This window comes from Octadecabacter sp. B2R22 (assembly GCF_018861045.1).
In the GTDB taxonomy this organism is placed as follows: domain Bacteria; phylum Pseudomonadota; class Alphaproteobacteria; order Rhodobacterales; family Rhodobacteraceae; genus Octadecabacter.
In genome coordinates this window covers 36,386-52,038 of sequence record NZ_JAHKQJ010000008.1, presented here as the reverse complement: position 1 = coordinate 52,038, position 15,653 = coordinate 36,386, and the positions used below count along the sequence as shown (strand labels likewise).

Here is a 15,653-nt window from a genome sequence, read left to right as displayed (position 1 = left end):
AGAGTGATGACGATGATGAACCGAAAATCCGCACTTGCAGCCCTTCTGGGGGCCACTGCACTTGTCGTGCCCGCACAAGTCGCGAAAGCCGATAGTGATAGCCCTCCGATTGTCGTGGAGATGCCGCGTCAGGAAAACACCAGCATCGGTGCGGCACCTGTTGCTGCGCCTTCGGGCTTTGTGATTTCGATCAATGGCGACGCCATCATCGGCGATGATGGCGTGCACGATGAAATCCGCCGCACTGACATCCAACTGGCGCAAGCGGATGTGCAAGTTGTTTATGATGGCTTAGGCGGCACGCCGCGCCTTGATCTACAACTCATGGGTGGACCGCGAATCTATCGCGCGGGCGACAGCCTGACAGTTCAGTCCGAACTGAACTATCCAGCCTATGTCGAACGCGGCGAAATCCGTGTTGTTGACCTTGCTGCGCGCGGCGGGCCACGTGTGATTGGCATCGTTCCGATTGCACCAAACGGCCAGACGTCTATCACCGTACCAGAAGGCGAAAACATCGCACTGATCCACCGCGTCTATGACAGCCGTGGTCGATTTGATGCCACCGCCCCGATCCCTGTTAGCCGCGAAGACACCCGCGCTGAAGCGGACGGTGTGGAAGAAGGCACCGATCAAACAGCAATGCGCCGCATCCCGGTTTACGGCGGCGCCGTCACCGTGTCCGGCAGCGATGTTCCGGCAGGGGCGACTGTCACAGCGCTCGGCGAAACCATCCGCCCTGATCCGTCAGGCGGCTTTGTGGTGCAGCGTATTTTGCCAGCAGGCGACTACCCAGTGAACGTGCAGGTGAACGGTGCAGGCCAAAACGTAGACCTGACTCGCGATGTCGATATTCCGGCGTCTGAATGGTTCTATGTGGCCGTGGCTGACCTGACGCTTGGTCGCCGTACTGATGGCGCGACTGGCATTTCCGAAACTTACCAAGAGGGCCGCCTTGCTGGTTATGTTGATGGGCGCACCGAAAACGGTGTCGAAATCACGGCGAGCGTTGACACTGGCAACGGAGATCTCGATGAGATCTTTAGCCGCCTACAAGAAAAAGACCCCCGCCAATTGGCCCTGCGGGTGGACCCCGACGATCTGTATCCGACATACGGCGATGACAGCACGTCCTTTGACAACACGCCCACATCCGGCCGCATCTATCTTCGCGTCGAACGCGAAGGCAACTTCGTTCAGTTTGGTGATTTTGAGGCTGACCTTGATGGCAACACTCTCGTAAGAAACGACCGCTCCCTTTACGGTTTGCAAGGGGCCTACGCCACGGCGGAAACCACCGATGCAGGCGAAGCGCGCGCGCGCGTGATGCTTTATGCGGCGCAACCAGACCAACTGGCACAGCGCGACGTGTTTCTTGGTACGGGCGGTTCTGTCTACTTCCTTGAACGCCAAGATATCCTCAGCGGCACCGCAACCCTGACCGCGCAAATCCGTGACGGAGATACGGGCCGCATTCTTGATACCGTCGAACTGCAGCACGGCGTCGACTATGATATCAACTACATTCAGGGCATCGTGACCCTTGCGCGCCCGCTCGCCAGCACGCTCGACAGTGGGCTGATTATCAGCGGCAGCGACCCCGACCTCGTGTTGGTGGCGCAATATGAGTACACACCGGACACCGGAGATCTTGACGGCTATGCCTTTGGCGGACGCAGTGAAGTCTGGGTGTCCGATCAGTTCCGCGTTGGTGTCAACGCGATGGTCGACGAAAGCGGCGACGTGGATCACACCGCAGTGGGTGTTGATGCCTTGTGGCGTCTAAATGACGACACCTATGTCATCGCCGAATTTGCCCGCACAGAGGGCACCGGGTTTGAAAGCACGTATTCCAGCGACGGCGGCTTGGTCGTCGATACGGTGGACCTTGCCACTGGCGAAGGCGAAGCGATCAAACTGGACGCACGCGTAGGCCTTGCTGATCTCGGCCTAGAAACAGAAGGCTCCATCGGGGCGTATTTTGAACACCGCACTGAAGGGTTCTCGAACCTTGATTATCAAGTGCTCGCGACAACTGGTGATGAGACGCTCTGGGGGCTCTACGCTGACGTCGCCCCAAGTGACACGTTCCGCTACACCGTCTATGCAGACAGTTATGAAAACGATGTAGGCGAAGTGGACCGCACGATCGGCGCAGAAGCTGCCGTTGTTCTGTCCGAACGCGCGATCTTGAGCCTTGGGATCGAACACAACGACTTGGACAACTCCAGCGACATTGGCACACGAACCGACATCGCTGCGCGCCTTGATTATGCGTTGTCTGAATCCGTCGAAGTCTACGTCTTTGGCCAGAACTCAATCGCAGTTGACGGTTTGGACCGTGCTGACCGCTACGGCGTTGGTACCGTCTACGCCATGGAAAACGGTTGGACCCTTGCGGGTGAACTATCGGACGGGTCCGAAGGGCAGGGCGCACGCGTCACCGCCGAACGGGATGATGGCGTCGGTAACACCACCTACCTTGGCTACGAACTTGACGCAGGCCGCGAGCTGAACAGCACAACGCTTGTGGGTCGTGATCGTGGTCGCCTGATTATGGGTGGGACACGTCAGGTGTCTGACGAAGTGATCATGTTTGGCGAGAACACATATGACTCCTTTGGCCGCTACCGTTCGTTTAGCTCCGCCTATGGGCTGACGTATACGCCATCCGATATCTGGTCCTCGACGATCGCGTTTGAGGTCGGGTCCGTTGATGATGATTTCGACAATGACTTTGACCGCACCGCAGTGTCCTTTGGCCTGCGCCGCGAAACAGAAGACCTGACGCTTTCGGGTCGCCTTGAATACCGCGTCGAAGAAGGGTTGCGGTCTGGCGAAGCGCTGGACACAGAAACGATCATTGTCGTGGCAAGTGCGGATTACATCATCAGCCCGGATGCCCGTCTGGTGTTCAACCTGAATGCCGCGGATACGCAAACGACCGACAGCTCGTTCCTTGATGGCGAATACAGCGAAGTATCCATCGGCTACGCCTATCGCCCGACAGAACATGACCGCCTGAATGTTCTAGCTCGCTACCGCTACCTGCATGATATGTACGGCCAGCGGGTTGATGACGACGACGAAGACGGCCCGCGCCAGCGCAGCCACGTGTTCAGCGTTGATGCCAGCTATGACCTGAACGAAAACTGGACCCTTGGCGGTAAGTTCGGCTACCGGATTTCCGAAACCTCAGCGGATGAATCCTCACCGTTTGTTCAAAACGATGCGATGCTGACGGCTATTAGCCTGCGCTATCATCTGGTCCACAATTGGGACATGCTGCTTGAACTGCGCAACTTCCAGACCATTCAGGCCGACACGTCCGAAACCGCAGCGCTCGCCGCGATCTATCGCCACTTCGGCAATAACTTTAAGGTTGGCGTTGGTTACAACTTCGGCACGTTCTCGGATGATCTGACGGACCTGACGTATGATGACGAAGGCGTCTACCTGAACCTTGTGGCCAAGTTCTAGGCTTAGAAAATAGAATTTTTTATCGTTGTAAAACAAAGGCTTAGCGCAATTAATGCGTTAAGCCTTTGTGCTTATTCGTCGTCTGCCATAGCGTCTTCGAACGGCGTTCGCCCGATTGAAACGTAGGATTCAAATCCAGCGCGTTTGGCATCTTTTACGGAATAGACGTTGCGCAAATCCGCCATGCGCGGCGTATTCATGTGTTTGGCGATACGCTTTAGGTCCAGCCCGCGGAATTCGTTCCATTCGGTCAGGATCACAACAAGGTCCGCGTTACGCGACGCCTTATAGGCATCGTCCATCCATTTGACGCCAGGCAACAGGGCCTCGCCTTCATGGAACCCTTGCGGGTCCGTTACACGCACTTTGGCACCGCTGCCGACCATCGCTGGGACAATCGTCAGGGCAGGGGCGTCGCGCATGTCATCGGTGTTCGGTTTGAAAGTCACACCAAGGACGGCGATCGTTTTGCCGTTGAACGAACCACCACACAGATCCAAAAGCTTATCCACCATGCGGCGCTTAACCTCTTCGTTGACCTTGATGACGGTCTCGGTGATCTGCATTGGCACAGCGTGTTCTTGGCCGATGCGGGCCAGTGCCTTGGTATCCTTCGGAAAACAACTGCCGCCATAACCCGGGCCGGCGTGCAGGAATTTATTGCCGATACGCCCGTCCAATCCCATGCCTTTGGACACCTGCTTGATATCCGCGCCCGTGCGTTCGCACAGTGCTGCGATCTCGTTGATGAACGTGATCTTCGTCGCCAAAAATGCATTGGCTGCGTATTTGATCATTTCCGCACTTTCCAGATCAGTCGTCACAATCGGGAAATCCCGCAGGAACAAGGGGCGGTAAATGTCAGCCATCACTTCGCCTGCGCGTTCCGTCTGAACACCGACAACCACGCGATCAGGGCGCATAAAGTCGTCAATGGCAGCGCCTTCACGCAGGAATTCCGGGTTAGACGCCACATCGAAATCAAGATCTGGGTTAGCCTTTCGGATAACCTGTTTGACCTGACGGTTGGTCCCGACTGGCACGGTCGACTTCGTGACGATGACTTTGTAATCCTTCGCCGCAAGCGCGATTTCTTCGGCGACAGCCATGACGAACGTCAGGTCCGCGTGACCGTCCCCGCGCCGCGTCGGCGTGCCTACGGCGATGAAGACCGCTTCGGCTCCTTCAATCGCCGTGGGCAAATCAGTCGTAAAGGTCAGACGGCCGGCTTCAACGTTTTTGGCCATGAGCTCATCCAGACCGGGCTCATAAATCGGAACTTCACCGTTCTCGAGCCGCTCGATCTTGGACGCATCTTTATCGACGCAGACAACGTCATGCCCAAAATCGGAAAAACAAACGCCCGAAACAAGGCCCACATAGCCCGTGCCAATGACTGCAATCTTCATACCAATTCACTCTCCGCTGCATTTAATACACTCGTTTTGTTACTAAACGGCAGCAGGTGCAAGACAGTTCACGCCGATCCCATTGGCAAGTCGGCCAGTGTCACCCATGCAAGACAGTGACCGCGCAGCTAGAAGAACCTGCCGTTACGGCACCTTCCATGAAATAAGCTGGAATTTTGACCGCAATAATATCGATTTTTTGTATCAATCACTGATAAAGTAGATAATATGACATCCGAATCAGGGAGGATTCTATGAGCATTTCATTCAAAAACATCGCGTCGGCCGCTGCTGTGGCCATTCTGGGAACAACTGCTGCGGCAGAAGAACTGCGGATTGGCACCGCATCGCTTGGCGGTGCTTTTTACCCAATGGGGCAAAGCATTTCGAACCTGGTTAACGAATACGCAGGCAATGACATTACGATGGTTCCAATCGTGACAGGGGGCTCCGTTCAGAACCCGAACCTGATCGCAACTGGCGAAGTCGAAATCGCGATCACCAACAACAACCTCGCTGTGCTGGCAACAAAGGGCGTTGGCCCATACTCCGCAGCCGGCGCGATTGATATTGGCGCGGTTGCAGCCTTGCACCCTTCTGTCCTGCACATGGTTGTGCTGGCTGACAGCGACATCCAAACGTTTGACGACCTGCGCGGCAAGCGCGTTGCGGTTGGTCCAGCGGGCGGCGGTACACTGGGTTTTGTGAACTTCCTGTTCCCACTGCATGACATGACTGTCGATGACATCACACCAAGCTTCGTGTCCTATTCTGATGGCTTTAGCCAGCTGACAGACGGCACAGTTGACGCGGCTTTGGCCCTTTCCGGTTTCCCATCTGGTGCGGTGATGCAAGCTGCGGCTGGCAACGATCTGCGCTTCATCTCCTTCTCCGAAGGGATGCTGGATACAGCTATTGAGGCAAACGGTGCTTATGTCGCTGTAGAGGTTCCAGCGGATGTATATGACACCACGGATGCAGGCATGCTGATCGGTGTGAACAACATGTTGGTTGCGCCAAACAGCCTTGATGCGGCAACCGTTCAAGCAGTTACAGCAGCGATCTTTGACAACCTCGAAGAGCTGCAGGCCGAAAACGCAAACGCACGTCAGATCGACCCTGCGATGTCACTTAACTTGGCCATTCCGCTTCACGCGGGTGCTCAAGCTTACTTCGACGCAAATTAATCCGCGTCAGATTGCGAACGGTCGAGGGGCGCTTATGCTCCTCGACCTCTCCTGCGAGGGTCAGTCATGACATCCAATACATCCGAAAACTCCGGCATTCTCTCCATGAAGAACGCCATCTTTCTGGCCGGCCTTGCGCTGGGATCCTACCACCTGATGGTGGTTTCTGGCGTTATCGCGATCTCGACGATGCCGATGCGGGTGACCCATGTGATGCTGGCGTTGTCGCTGTTGTTTGTCATCAAACCTGCCAGCGAAAAACTTGCCGGCACTAAACTGAACACGGTGCTGTCATTGGTGCTGATCGCGGCCCTTGTCGGCGCGAGCATCTGGATGTTGACCCGTTGGAAGGCCATTGCCTTTAGCGGTGGCATCACGACCGACGCAGACCTGATCGCTGGTGCCATTATCATCGCTGTCGTGTTTGAGGCCGCCCGTCGCGGCATTGGTCTCATCCTTGCGTTGATCACCTTTGTCTTCTTTATGTATCCGTTCCTTGCCCCCTATATGCCCGGTGTTTTGGAAGGACGCGGATCAAACCTGAACCGCATTATCATGGTGCTAACCACCGACACCCAAGGGATATACGGCATCCCCGTGGGCGTGGCGGCGACCTATATCATCGTCTTCACCATCTTTGGCGCATTGCTGTCCAACTTTGGCGCGGGCGAGTTTTTCTTTGAACTTTCCGTGCGCTGCACACGTGGCATGCGCGCGGCCTCTGCCAAATCAGCCGTGCTGTTTTCAACCTTGATCGGCATGGTCAGCGGGTCGGCAGCGGGCAACGTGGCCGTGACAGGTACGGTGACAATCCCGATCATGAAACGCGAAGGCTATGAGCCGCATCAGGCGGCATCAATCGAAGCCGTCGCATCCACCGGCGGGCAGATCATGCCGCCTGTCATGGGGGCTGCGGCCTTTATTATGGCTGAAATCGTCGGCGTTCCTTATACCTCTGTAATGGCGGCGGCGATTGTGCCCGCGCTGTTGTTCTTTGGCTCCGCCTTTATGGTGGTGCACCTTCAGGCCGTTAAATCCGACATTGCGCCGAACACAGGAACCGAAGTTAGCGACGAACCCCTCAGCAAAGTTTTGATCAACGGCAGCCCGTTTATCGCGGCGTTTGGGACGCTGATCACCATGATGTTGATGGGTTATTCGCCCTTCATGGCATCGCTTTGGGCTATGGTCGTTTTGATCCTCGGGGACATCGTGTGGAACCGCAAAATCGACAAGGTTTTCTTTAGCAAACTGGTCAATTCCGTCTCCGAAGGCGCACGTTCTGTCGTGACGATTTCGGCGGCCTGCGCGGCGGCAGGGATCATCGCAGGCATTCTGGGCGTCACAGGTTTGGGGTCGAAAATCGCCACGCTGATCGATCTGGCGTCTGGCGGTTATCTGTTCTTGGCGCTGTTCTTTACTATGATCACATCGATCATTTTGGGAATGGGCCTGCCAACAACCGCCGCCTATCTGATCTTGGCAACTGTTGTTGCACCGGCGCTTGTTAAACTGGGCGTGCCAACGCTCACGGCGCACTTCTTTGTCTTCTATTACGGCTGCATTTCAACCATCACGCCCCCCGTGGCACTGGCATCTTATGTCGCCGCAGGGATTGCGGGCGCGGACGTCAACAAGGTCGGCTGGACCGCCGCAAGCTACGCTGCGACCTCGTTCGTGCTGCCCTTCGCCTTTGTCTTTGGACCGGGCCTGTTGATGGGTGGAACATTGATCGACAATACAGTCGCAGTGATAACGGCAGCATTGGGCACCTTTGCAATCGCAGTGGCGATCATCGGCGCGCTGAGCGGTCGCTTGTCACCGCTGTTGCGCGTCATGGCCGCAGCGGCGGGCCTGTGCTTGTTGTTCCAAGGTTGGATCAGTGGTGCCATCGGCCTTGCATTATTCATTGGCGTTGTGGTCATGGACCGCGCGCAAAGACCTAAATCAACCGCTGGGGAAGCATCATGAAACACAAAGAATACCGCCGCGTTGTCACCGGACATGACGCCAACGGCGTCGCCATTATCGAAAGCGACCAGATTGCCAGCCAGATGCTGGAACGCCCCAATCGTCCTGGGGTCCGGCTGACAAATTTCTGGCTGACGGATAAAACGCCTGCCGAATACGACGGCCCGACCGAAACCTGCACTGGCGACTTTATTTTGCACCCGCCAAAACACGGCACCGTCTTTCGCTGCGTGGAATTCCTCCCCGAAGATCCAGAAGTCATGGCCAAGCTGTCCAGCGAAGACGGCGCCGCAGCATTTGCGGAAATGGGGGCAGGGGCCAACATCGTGCAAGGCGGTCGTCACCCGTGGATGCACCGCACAGATTCCGTGGATTACGGCATCGTCATGAACGGCGAAATCTGGATGGTCATGGACGAAGAAAAGGACGACGTATTGCTGAAAGCTGGCGATGTTGTCGTTCAGCGCGGCACCAATCACGCATGGGCCAACCGTGGCACTGAACCCTGCACCATCATGTTTGTTCTCGTGGATGGGGTCGCAGAAGAAGGCAAAGGTAAGGGTATTCCCGCGCGCTAAGTCTCTAACATTGCGAAAATCACGACCAACACCGCGTAACACAACACGCCGTATTTCAGATTCCACCGCCACGTTAATGTGGTAGGTGGAATTTTTGTTGCAGCGGATATCAACAGTGTCGCCGTCGCATTCGGGGACGCAAACATCGAAATCGCCCAGCCTGCGGACAGGGCGAACACGATATGGGTCGGGTCCGCGGGCAGGGCAGGGATGGACTGCACCACCTGACCGATAAACACGACAAGGATGATCGGGCTCAGCGCGATTTGCCCACCAAGTGTGATCAGCACAGGCAGCGCCGCAAGAAACAGCCACCCCGGAACCTGTGCCAGATCAAGATGTGCGGTCAGACGGTCCATCGGCAGAACTTCTGCCAGCACCCGCCCGATGAATCCCGACAACCCCAACGCAATTGCAGACCGCGCCAGCCCCGTCGCATCACTACACAGCGCAGGCCAAAACCGTATCAGTTGCGCCGCGATGCCTTTACCCTCGGGGCGCTGCGCCGCGAACCAAACCAGCGTGATGACGGGGGCGACAAACATCAACGATAGCGCGGTCGTGAACCCCGTGGTGCTTTGCAATATGGCCGTGCTGGCGATCAAGGCGACGCACACCAACACAAGCCGCGACAAAGCACTGCGCGGGAAGGGCGGCGGCGTGTCTTGCGCGGGGGTGGTTTCGCGCCACTCAAAACGATCAAACAGCAGGCCGATCCCCATCAACAGGATCGATGTTGAGATCCCCAAGACCACGATTTTGCCAAGGTCGATCTCTGTAAACAACGTCAGCAAAACCGCCTGTGACAGGGTCGTGGGCGCCCACAACAAAATCCAAGCAAAGCCGCGCAGAAGGGCCGAGAGCTGTCGGCGTTCCATGGCGTAATCCGTGCTGCCGTCGTCGCGTTTGGCCGCACTTTGGATCAACGGGGCCATCAGACTGATCGCGCCAAAATTCAAAAACACGCCCAAGATATGCCCGCCTGACGCGGTGGCAATGAAGCGCCCCGATGCCGGCTGGCGGATCAAGTAGCGCCCCACCGTCAACACAGATCCTGACCGTTCGGCGGCTATTTTCAACGCGGTCAGCAACAGAATGAACGCCGCGAAAAACGCGGCAAGCCCGAGCGATTCACGCAAGACGCCCCACCCTTCGGGCGTGCGCAACAACAACACGGCCAACACGATGGACCCCGCCAATAACAACCATTCCCGTATCGTGCTGCTGGCCAGCCCGATCAGGCACAAGGCGATAAACGCGGCCCCCGCGCTCCATTCCAAAACAGGCCCGCCGATGGTACGCGCGCCCAAAACAAACGCTGATAAAACCAACAGCGTGATGGCGAGGGCGGCCATCCTCATGTAGGCTTCCCCCAAACCATTAAGGGAAATTCGCAATGTTCATGAGCGTGGTAAACCAGTCGTTTGTGCAAGACGTCGACGCCGTTTTGTCGGCGCAATGGAACGTCGGCACAAACACCAAGGCGGACGCGGCGGCTGGTATCGCGACCCTTGGTTATGACGGCGATCTGCGGTTTTTGCTGACGCACGTGGCGTTGTCGGGACAAGGTGTGCTTGGCTGCTCTGCGGTTGAAATGCCTGAAGGGGACAACGCATTGCGGGTTGATGAAGTCGCCTTTCCCGTCGGCGCAATCGCCCATCGCCACACCCATGCGGGGGCAGGTTGGCGGCATCTGGTCAGCGGTGATCTGCGCATCGAGGCGGAACACGACACCACCGTCATGCACGCAGGCGACAGCTGGTTTGAACCCGCTGGATCGCCGGTTCGTGCCGTTGCCTTGCAAACCAGCGGCATCACACGGTTCGTGCGTTGCATGGTAATTCCTGCCGATTTCGTTGGGGTGACAACCTTCCAACTGCACGATCCTGCCGACGCTTCTTTGCCGAGATTGCAAATGACCCATCGGCATTTCGATCACCTCGTTCAGGTGGATGCTGGGTAGTGATCTGACAACGACGATGTGCGCCAGTCGGGGTTTGGCTCAGCGGGTTCAGGGGCCAGCCCTGCGGCTTTGATCGCCTCAATCGCGCAGTATTCGTCTTTGTCTGACGTATCGCCTGAAATACCGACGGCCCCCAACGTGATACCTTCGCCATCTTCAACCAACACACCGCCAGGAACGGGGATCAACCGCCCCCCCGATGCCGTCGCCAAAGCCGCCTGAAACGTTGGGCGTTCCGACAGACGGTCGCGAATAAGACGTGATGAAATCCCCATGCCAAGCGCGCCGTAAGCTTTGCCAAAAGCAACCTCGAACCGGATCAGGCCGGACCCGTCTTCGCATTGCATCGCGACCATTTTTCCGCCCGCGTCCAGCACAACAACCGTCAGCGGCAGCAGCGACGCTTTGCGCCCCAAGGCAATCGCCTGCTGAATAATGGCATTGGCCGTAGCCAGCGGAAGTGACGTTTGCAGACGCATAAGGTTTCCTTAGTTTGTAACGGCTTCGGATGCCGCCCAGAGACCATCCCACCATGCGGCAAAATCAAAGTTTGGCAACCAGGTGACGATCTCGGGGAACATCAAAAGCGCAGCAATGGTGACAACGTCAGCAATAAAGAACAGTGCCACGCCGCGGAACACTTGGCCCAACGGAATGTCAGGGCGCACGCCATTCACCACAAAACAATTTAGCCCGATTGGTGGAGTGATCAGGCAAATCTCAGCCATCTTCACCGCGATAATACCGAACCAGATCGGATCAAAGCCAAGCGCAATAACGGCAGGATAAACCACTGGCAGTGTCAGCAGCAGCATCCCGATGGCGTCCATGAACATCCCCAAGACCGCATAGGCCAACAGGATACAAATCATGATCGTCATTGGCGCCACATCTAGGCCCACGACCCATTCCGTAAATGCGCCCGGAATACCCGAGAACCCAAGGAAACGAACAAAGATCAACACGCCCCAGATTAGTGAGAAAATCATCACCGTCAGCTTGGCGGATTCCATCAGCGAGTCTTTGATCGACTTAAGAGGGGTGCCCCGCACCAGCGCCAACACGAAGACGACGAAAGCGCCCAAAGCACCGGCTTCGGTTGGGGTGGCCCAACCTCCGTAGATCGAGGTCATGATGATGATGACCACCAAGATGATCGGTGAAATTCCGGGGATCGTGCGCATCCGCTCACCCCATGTGAAACCGGACACAGACGGTGCCTGTTCTGGCTTCATCATGGCCCAGATCACAATGATCGCCGCATAAACAAATGCCGAGAAGATGCCCGGAATGAACCCAGCCAGCAGCAGTTTGCCCACGGATTGTTCCACGATGATCGCATAGATCACAAGGATCGCGGAGGGTGGAATAAGCGTCGCCAGCGTCCCCGCCGATGCAACGACCCCGGCCGCCATGCGACGGTCATAGCCGTATTTCAACATCTCGGGGATAGCGACACGGCTGAACACGGCAGCGGTGGCCGTGGATGCACCCGACACGGCAGCAAAACCAGCGGTCGCGAAAACCGTCGCAATCGCCAAACCACCGGGCAACCAGCCCAGCCATTTGCGCGCAGCGTCAAACAGCTGTTGGGTCATGCCGGCATGAAATGCCAGAAATCCGATGAAGATGAACATCGGCAAAACCGACAGCGCATAGGTGGATGATTTAGAATGGGGGATCGTTCCGATAATCCCCGCCGCAGGGCCCCAGCCGCGCAGCTCGATCAGACCCAAAAGACCAACGATAGCCGCCGCAAAAACAACGCGCACACCCATAAAGATTAGGAAAAGAAGCAAACAGATGGTGATTACGCCAACTGTGAACGGGTCGGACATGCCAATACCAAGGATCATGCTGTGCCCTCCGGATCGGAAAAGTCGACGTCGTCACCCATGACTTCGTGAATTTCATCTTGGGCTTGTTCGGCGACGTCTTTCATCACGACCACACCCACCGGTTCGGCCTGCGGGAAGACCACCAAACGCAGCGCGCCGAAGAATTGCAGCGCCAAACGACACCACCAAATCGAAAACGCGATCGGGACCAGCAGTTTCGATGGCCAAACAGGATATTCCGCATCAATCGTCGTATCGCCCAAGGTATAAGCGCGCAGGAAGTGCCCGTAGCTGTAATAAACCAGCACCCCGATGATAAACATCGCAACAGCCGCGCCGAATGCTTCGACGGCCCAAAGGCTGCGACCGGACAGGCGCGACATCAGCAGTTCCATGCGGATATGACTGCCCATTCGTTGGGTGTAGGCGGCGCCAAGAAAGGCCATGCTCGCCATCGAAAGTTCGACCAGATCGATGTAGCCATCGATTGGATTGTTGAAGACTGTGCGCAGCACGATCTGCGCCACCCCCAGAAACATCAGCGCCATAATCGCGACCGCCGCTAAAAGATTGGCTAGATCTTCAATCGGGATCAGGCCACGATTGAGCCGGCCAATAACCGAACCTTGTGCAGTTTTTTCCGATGACATTGGATGTCCTTTTGGGGTTGTTCGTACAGGATCGGCCGCACGATTTGCGCGGCCGATCCGTAGGTAATCAGGCTTTGTTACTGGGCCTGTGCTTCTTCAGCGTATGCCCAGACTGCATCGAACACCGCCTGAGAATCGAACTTCTCGGCGTTGGCTTCGATCCATGCATCCCAAACCGGCTGACCCGCGACTTCGCGGAATTCGGCAAGCTGCTCGTCGGAGTAAACGATGGCTTCCATTGTGTCGTGGAACACTGGCAGGTTCACTTCGTCCTGTGCCGCGTAAGCCGCCTGTTCAACGTCCATGCCCATGCCGCGCAGGTCCATCAACAGTGTCTGATACTGCTCAGGAAGGCCCTCAAACGCCGTCTTGTTCAGAACCCAGCCACACTCGGATGTGCCTGGTGCAAGGTTGGATGTGAACCAATCGGCCTCATCCGCGATGCCGAAAGACACGTGTGCGTATGTGTATGGGAACGCCGCCGCATCAAGCGCGCCGCGCTGGAATGCTGTGGATGTTTCACCCGCTGGCAATGTCTGCTTGGTTGCACCCAGTGCTTCCATTGCGTCGCCAAGACCACCGCCCGCACGAACGCGCAGACCTTCCCAGTCAGACAATTCTGTTGGCGCATCGCCGCTGCCCAGAACTTCGTACTGAGGCAACAGGCCGGACATGTAAGGAATGGCATTCCACGCGGCCATGTCGGCGACGATGGCAGGATGTTCGAACATCTTTGCACGCACATATTGGTCAACCGCAGGGTCACCAAGCGGCAGGAACGGCAGCGAGAACACCATCCAAGCCGGGTTTTTACCGGGGTGGTAGAAGTTACAAATCGCTGCACCTTCAAACGCATTCAACTGCAAACCATCAAGGTTTTCGCGGCTGCCGGACAACTGACCACCGTAAAAGATCTCAATGTTGAAATTGCCGCCAGTCTGCGTTGCCACTTCTTCTGCGATAGCCTCCATACCAGCAGACAAGGCACGCGGGTTGCCCCACATCGAGAAGCTCCAGTTGACTTCAGGACCTTCAATCGTTTGTGCAGCGGCCGACGTGGACGCAAGCAACAGACCCACTAGGGCCGTTTTCTTTAGTAATTTCATGTCATCCTCCCAGATGTTTTGTCGTTTGCCGTATTTAGGTTCGGCAGTGTGAAGCCATTGAGACTTGAAACTATCTCAATGGCAAGGGCTCACAGCGTGGGCCCGTGGTTGGTGTTTAGGCCGAAACTTCTTTCGGCTTTGCTTTCGGGGTCGCCTTGGCAAGTGCCGTTACCGCCTTCGATCCGACGATAACGCCGTCACGCGAAAAGTTCCCATGGTTCTTCTCAACTCGGCTGAGGTCATACAGGTAATTTACCATTGCGCCGCTGGACTGTTTTTGCCCGTTCTCCGAACTGTCAGCCTCGGCGTGAACATCATGAATCTCCGCACCGTTCCCAAGGTGAAACCGCGTGACAGGATCAAAGGGCAACCCGTTTTTGCCTTTGGCCGTCATCAAATACCGCGCCGCAATCGCGCGCAGGTCTTCAGGGGCGGCGGTGCCGTCAAGAACTGCGGTTGCCACCGGATCATCCGTTTGTTCCGCCAACCAAGCGTTCAGGCGCGGAATAGGGGACAGCGTCACAAAATGGGTCAACTGCGGGAATTCACGCGCCAGTTCTTTGGCGACTTGCTTGATCAACAGATTGCCAAAGCTGATGCCCTTGAGGCCCTGTTGGCAGTTGGAAATCGAATAGAACACAGCCGCTTTTGCGTCCTCTGCAAAAATTGTCTCACGATCCTCAGATAGCAGCGCATCGATGGAACCGGGAATTGTCGCGGTCAGCGCAACCTCTACAAAGATCAGTGGCTCATCAGGCATGGCAGGATGAAAGAACGCAAAACAACGACGATCCGGCGGGCTAAGGCGGCGGCGCAAATCGTCGAGATCATCAATCTCATGCACCGCTTCATAAGCTACGATCTTATCCAGCAACCGCGCCGGTGAATCCCAATCGATCTGTTTGAGCACCAAGAACCCGCGGTTGAACCAGCTGCGCAACAACAGATTGAAATCGAGGTCCGTGCGTTTCAGTTCTGGCACATCTCTGATCAACCGCAAAAGATCGACGCGCATCGCAACAAGATCAGCCGTCGCCCCCGTTGGTTGGTTCAAACGGCGCAACAACTGGCGCCGCTTGGCCGCCGAGGCTTGGGCGACCTGTTCGAAGTCAGCATTGGATTTGCTCTCGGCATATTTCGCTGCCAACTCTGACAAAGCGGCTGCATCAATATCAAGTTCTTCGTTCAAGAACTTGAAAAACGCCAGCTTATCCGCGTCCTCAAAATGGCGGTAGCGCGTCAAGATCACTTCAGCCAAGGTCTGGCCGGACACGTCGCCCTCTTTGGACAATAGTGCATAGCACAGTTCATTCATGCTGCGCGGGTCATCGTCATGGCGTGCAGCGCGGCCACGGTCGAACAACGTCGACAACATATCCGGCAAGAATCGATTCCGTTGCATTGGCGGTCCCCTTGTTGACCCATGGTTTTCATAAAATCGATATTATTGCAATTACTTCAATTATATCGC

Annotated in this window: 12 protein-coding genes; 5 read left to right on the top strand and 7 right to left on the bottom strand. The window is 56.4% G+C overall.

Annotation, left to right across the window (positions count from 1 at the left end):
• The first annotated feature begins 6 nt into the window (after window positions 1–6).
• Window positions 7–3,480, top strand: a complete 3,474-nt coding sequence (locus KO486_RS12485; RefSeq protein WP_216037616.1) for a hypothetical protein — start codon at window positions 7–9, stop codon at window positions 3,478–3,480.
• 71 nt (window positions 3,481–3,551) lie between these two features.
• Here KO486_RS12485 and KO486_RS12480 read toward each other — a convergent pair whose 3' ends face one another.
• Entirely contained in the window at window positions 3,552–4,889 is a 1,338-nt protein-coding gene (locus tag KO486_RS12480) for a UDP-glucose/GDP-mannose dehydrogenase family protein (RefSeq protein ID WP_216037615.1), read from the bottom strand.
• A 254-nt stretch (window positions 4,890–5,143) separates the two neighbouring features.
• On the opposite strand from KO486_RS12480, the gene KO486_RS12475 reads away from it, so the two are divergent.
• From KO486_RS12475 to KO486_RS12465, 3 genes are all read left to right on the top strand, one after another.
• The gene (locus KO486_RS12475; RefSeq protein ID WP_216037614.1) at window positions 5,144–6,076 is read left to right on the top strand and encodes a TAXI family TRAP transporter solute-binding subunit; all 933 of its coding nucleotides are present in this window, start codon (window positions 5,144–5,146) and stop codon (window positions 6,074–6,076) included.
• A gap of 66 nt (window positions 6,077–6,142) precedes the next feature.
• Window positions 6,143–8,047 (top strand): TRAP transporter fused permease subunit, encoded by a 1,905-nt coding sequence (locus KO486_RS12470; RefSeq protein WP_252734758.1) that lies wholly within the window; start codon window positions 6,143–6,145, stop codon window positions 8,045–8,047.
• Window positions 8,044–8,625 (top strand): cupin domain-containing protein, encoded by a 582-nt coding sequence (locus tag KO486_RS12465; RefSeq protein WP_216037613.1) that lies wholly within the window; start codon window positions 8,044–8,046, stop codon window positions 8,623–8,625. Before KO486_RS12470 ends, KO486_RS12465 begins: the two co-directional genes overlap by 4 nt.
• Here KO486_RS12465 and KO486_RS12460 read toward each other — a convergent pair.
• On the bottom strand, window positions 8,622–10,022 hold the full coding sequence (locus KO486_RS12460; RefSeq protein ID WP_216037612.1) for a hypothetical protein: 1,401 nt from the start codon (window positions 10,020–10,022) through the stop codon (window positions 8,622–8,624). The two genes, KO486_RS12465 and KO486_RS12460, sit on opposite strands and share 4 nt — an antisense overlap.
• A gap of 5 nt (window positions 10,023–10,027) precedes the next feature.
• On the opposite strand from KO486_RS12460, the gene KO486_RS12455 reads away from it, so the two are divergent.
• On the top strand, window positions 10,028–10,588 hold the full coding sequence (locus tag KO486_RS12455) for a cupin domain-containing protein (protein ID WP_216037611.1): 561 nt from the start codon (window positions 10,028–10,030) through the stop codon (window positions 10,586–10,588).
• On the opposite strand, the gene KO486_RS12450 is transcribed toward KO486_RS12455, so the two are convergent.
• The 5 genes from KO486_RS12450 to KO486_RS12430 form a co-directional block, all read right to left on the bottom strand.
• Window positions 10,570–11,067: a heme-binding protein gene (locus KO486_RS12450; protein WP_216037610.1), complete on the bottom strand. Its 498-nt coding sequence runs from the start codon at window positions 11,065–11,067 to the stop codon at window positions 10,570–10,572. The genes KO486_RS12455 and KO486_RS12450 overlap by 19 nt on opposite strands.
• A 9-nt stretch (window positions 11,068–11,076) precedes the next feature.
• The gene (locus KO486_RS12445) at window positions 11,077–12,444 is read right to left on the bottom strand and encodes a TRAP transporter large permease (protein WP_216037609.1); all 1,368 of its coding nucleotides are present in this window, start codon (window positions 12,442–12,444) and stop codon (window positions 11,077–11,079) included.
• Window positions 12,441–13,076: a TRAP transporter small permease gene (locus KO486_RS12440; RefSeq protein WP_216037608.1), complete on the bottom strand. Its 636-nt coding sequence runs from the start codon at window positions 13,074–13,076 to the stop codon at window positions 12,441–12,443. Before KO486_RS12440 ends, KO486_RS12445 begins: the two co-directional genes overlap by 4 nt.
• A 77-nt stretch (window positions 13,077–13,153) precedes the next feature.
• Window positions 13,154–14,182 (bottom strand): C4-dicarboxylate ABC transporter substrate-binding protein, encoded by a 1,029-nt coding sequence (locus KO486_RS12435; protein ID WP_216037607.1) that lies wholly within the window; start codon window positions 14,180–14,182, stop codon window positions 13,154–13,156.
• Between the two features lie 115 nt (window positions 14,183–14,297).
• Window positions 14,298–15,584 (bottom strand): malonyl-CoA decarboxylase family protein, encoded by a 1,287-nt coding sequence (locus KO486_RS12430; protein WP_216037606.1) that lies wholly within the window; start codon window positions 15,582–15,584, stop codon window positions 14,298–14,300.
• Window positions 15,585–15,653 lie beyond the last annotated feature (69 nt).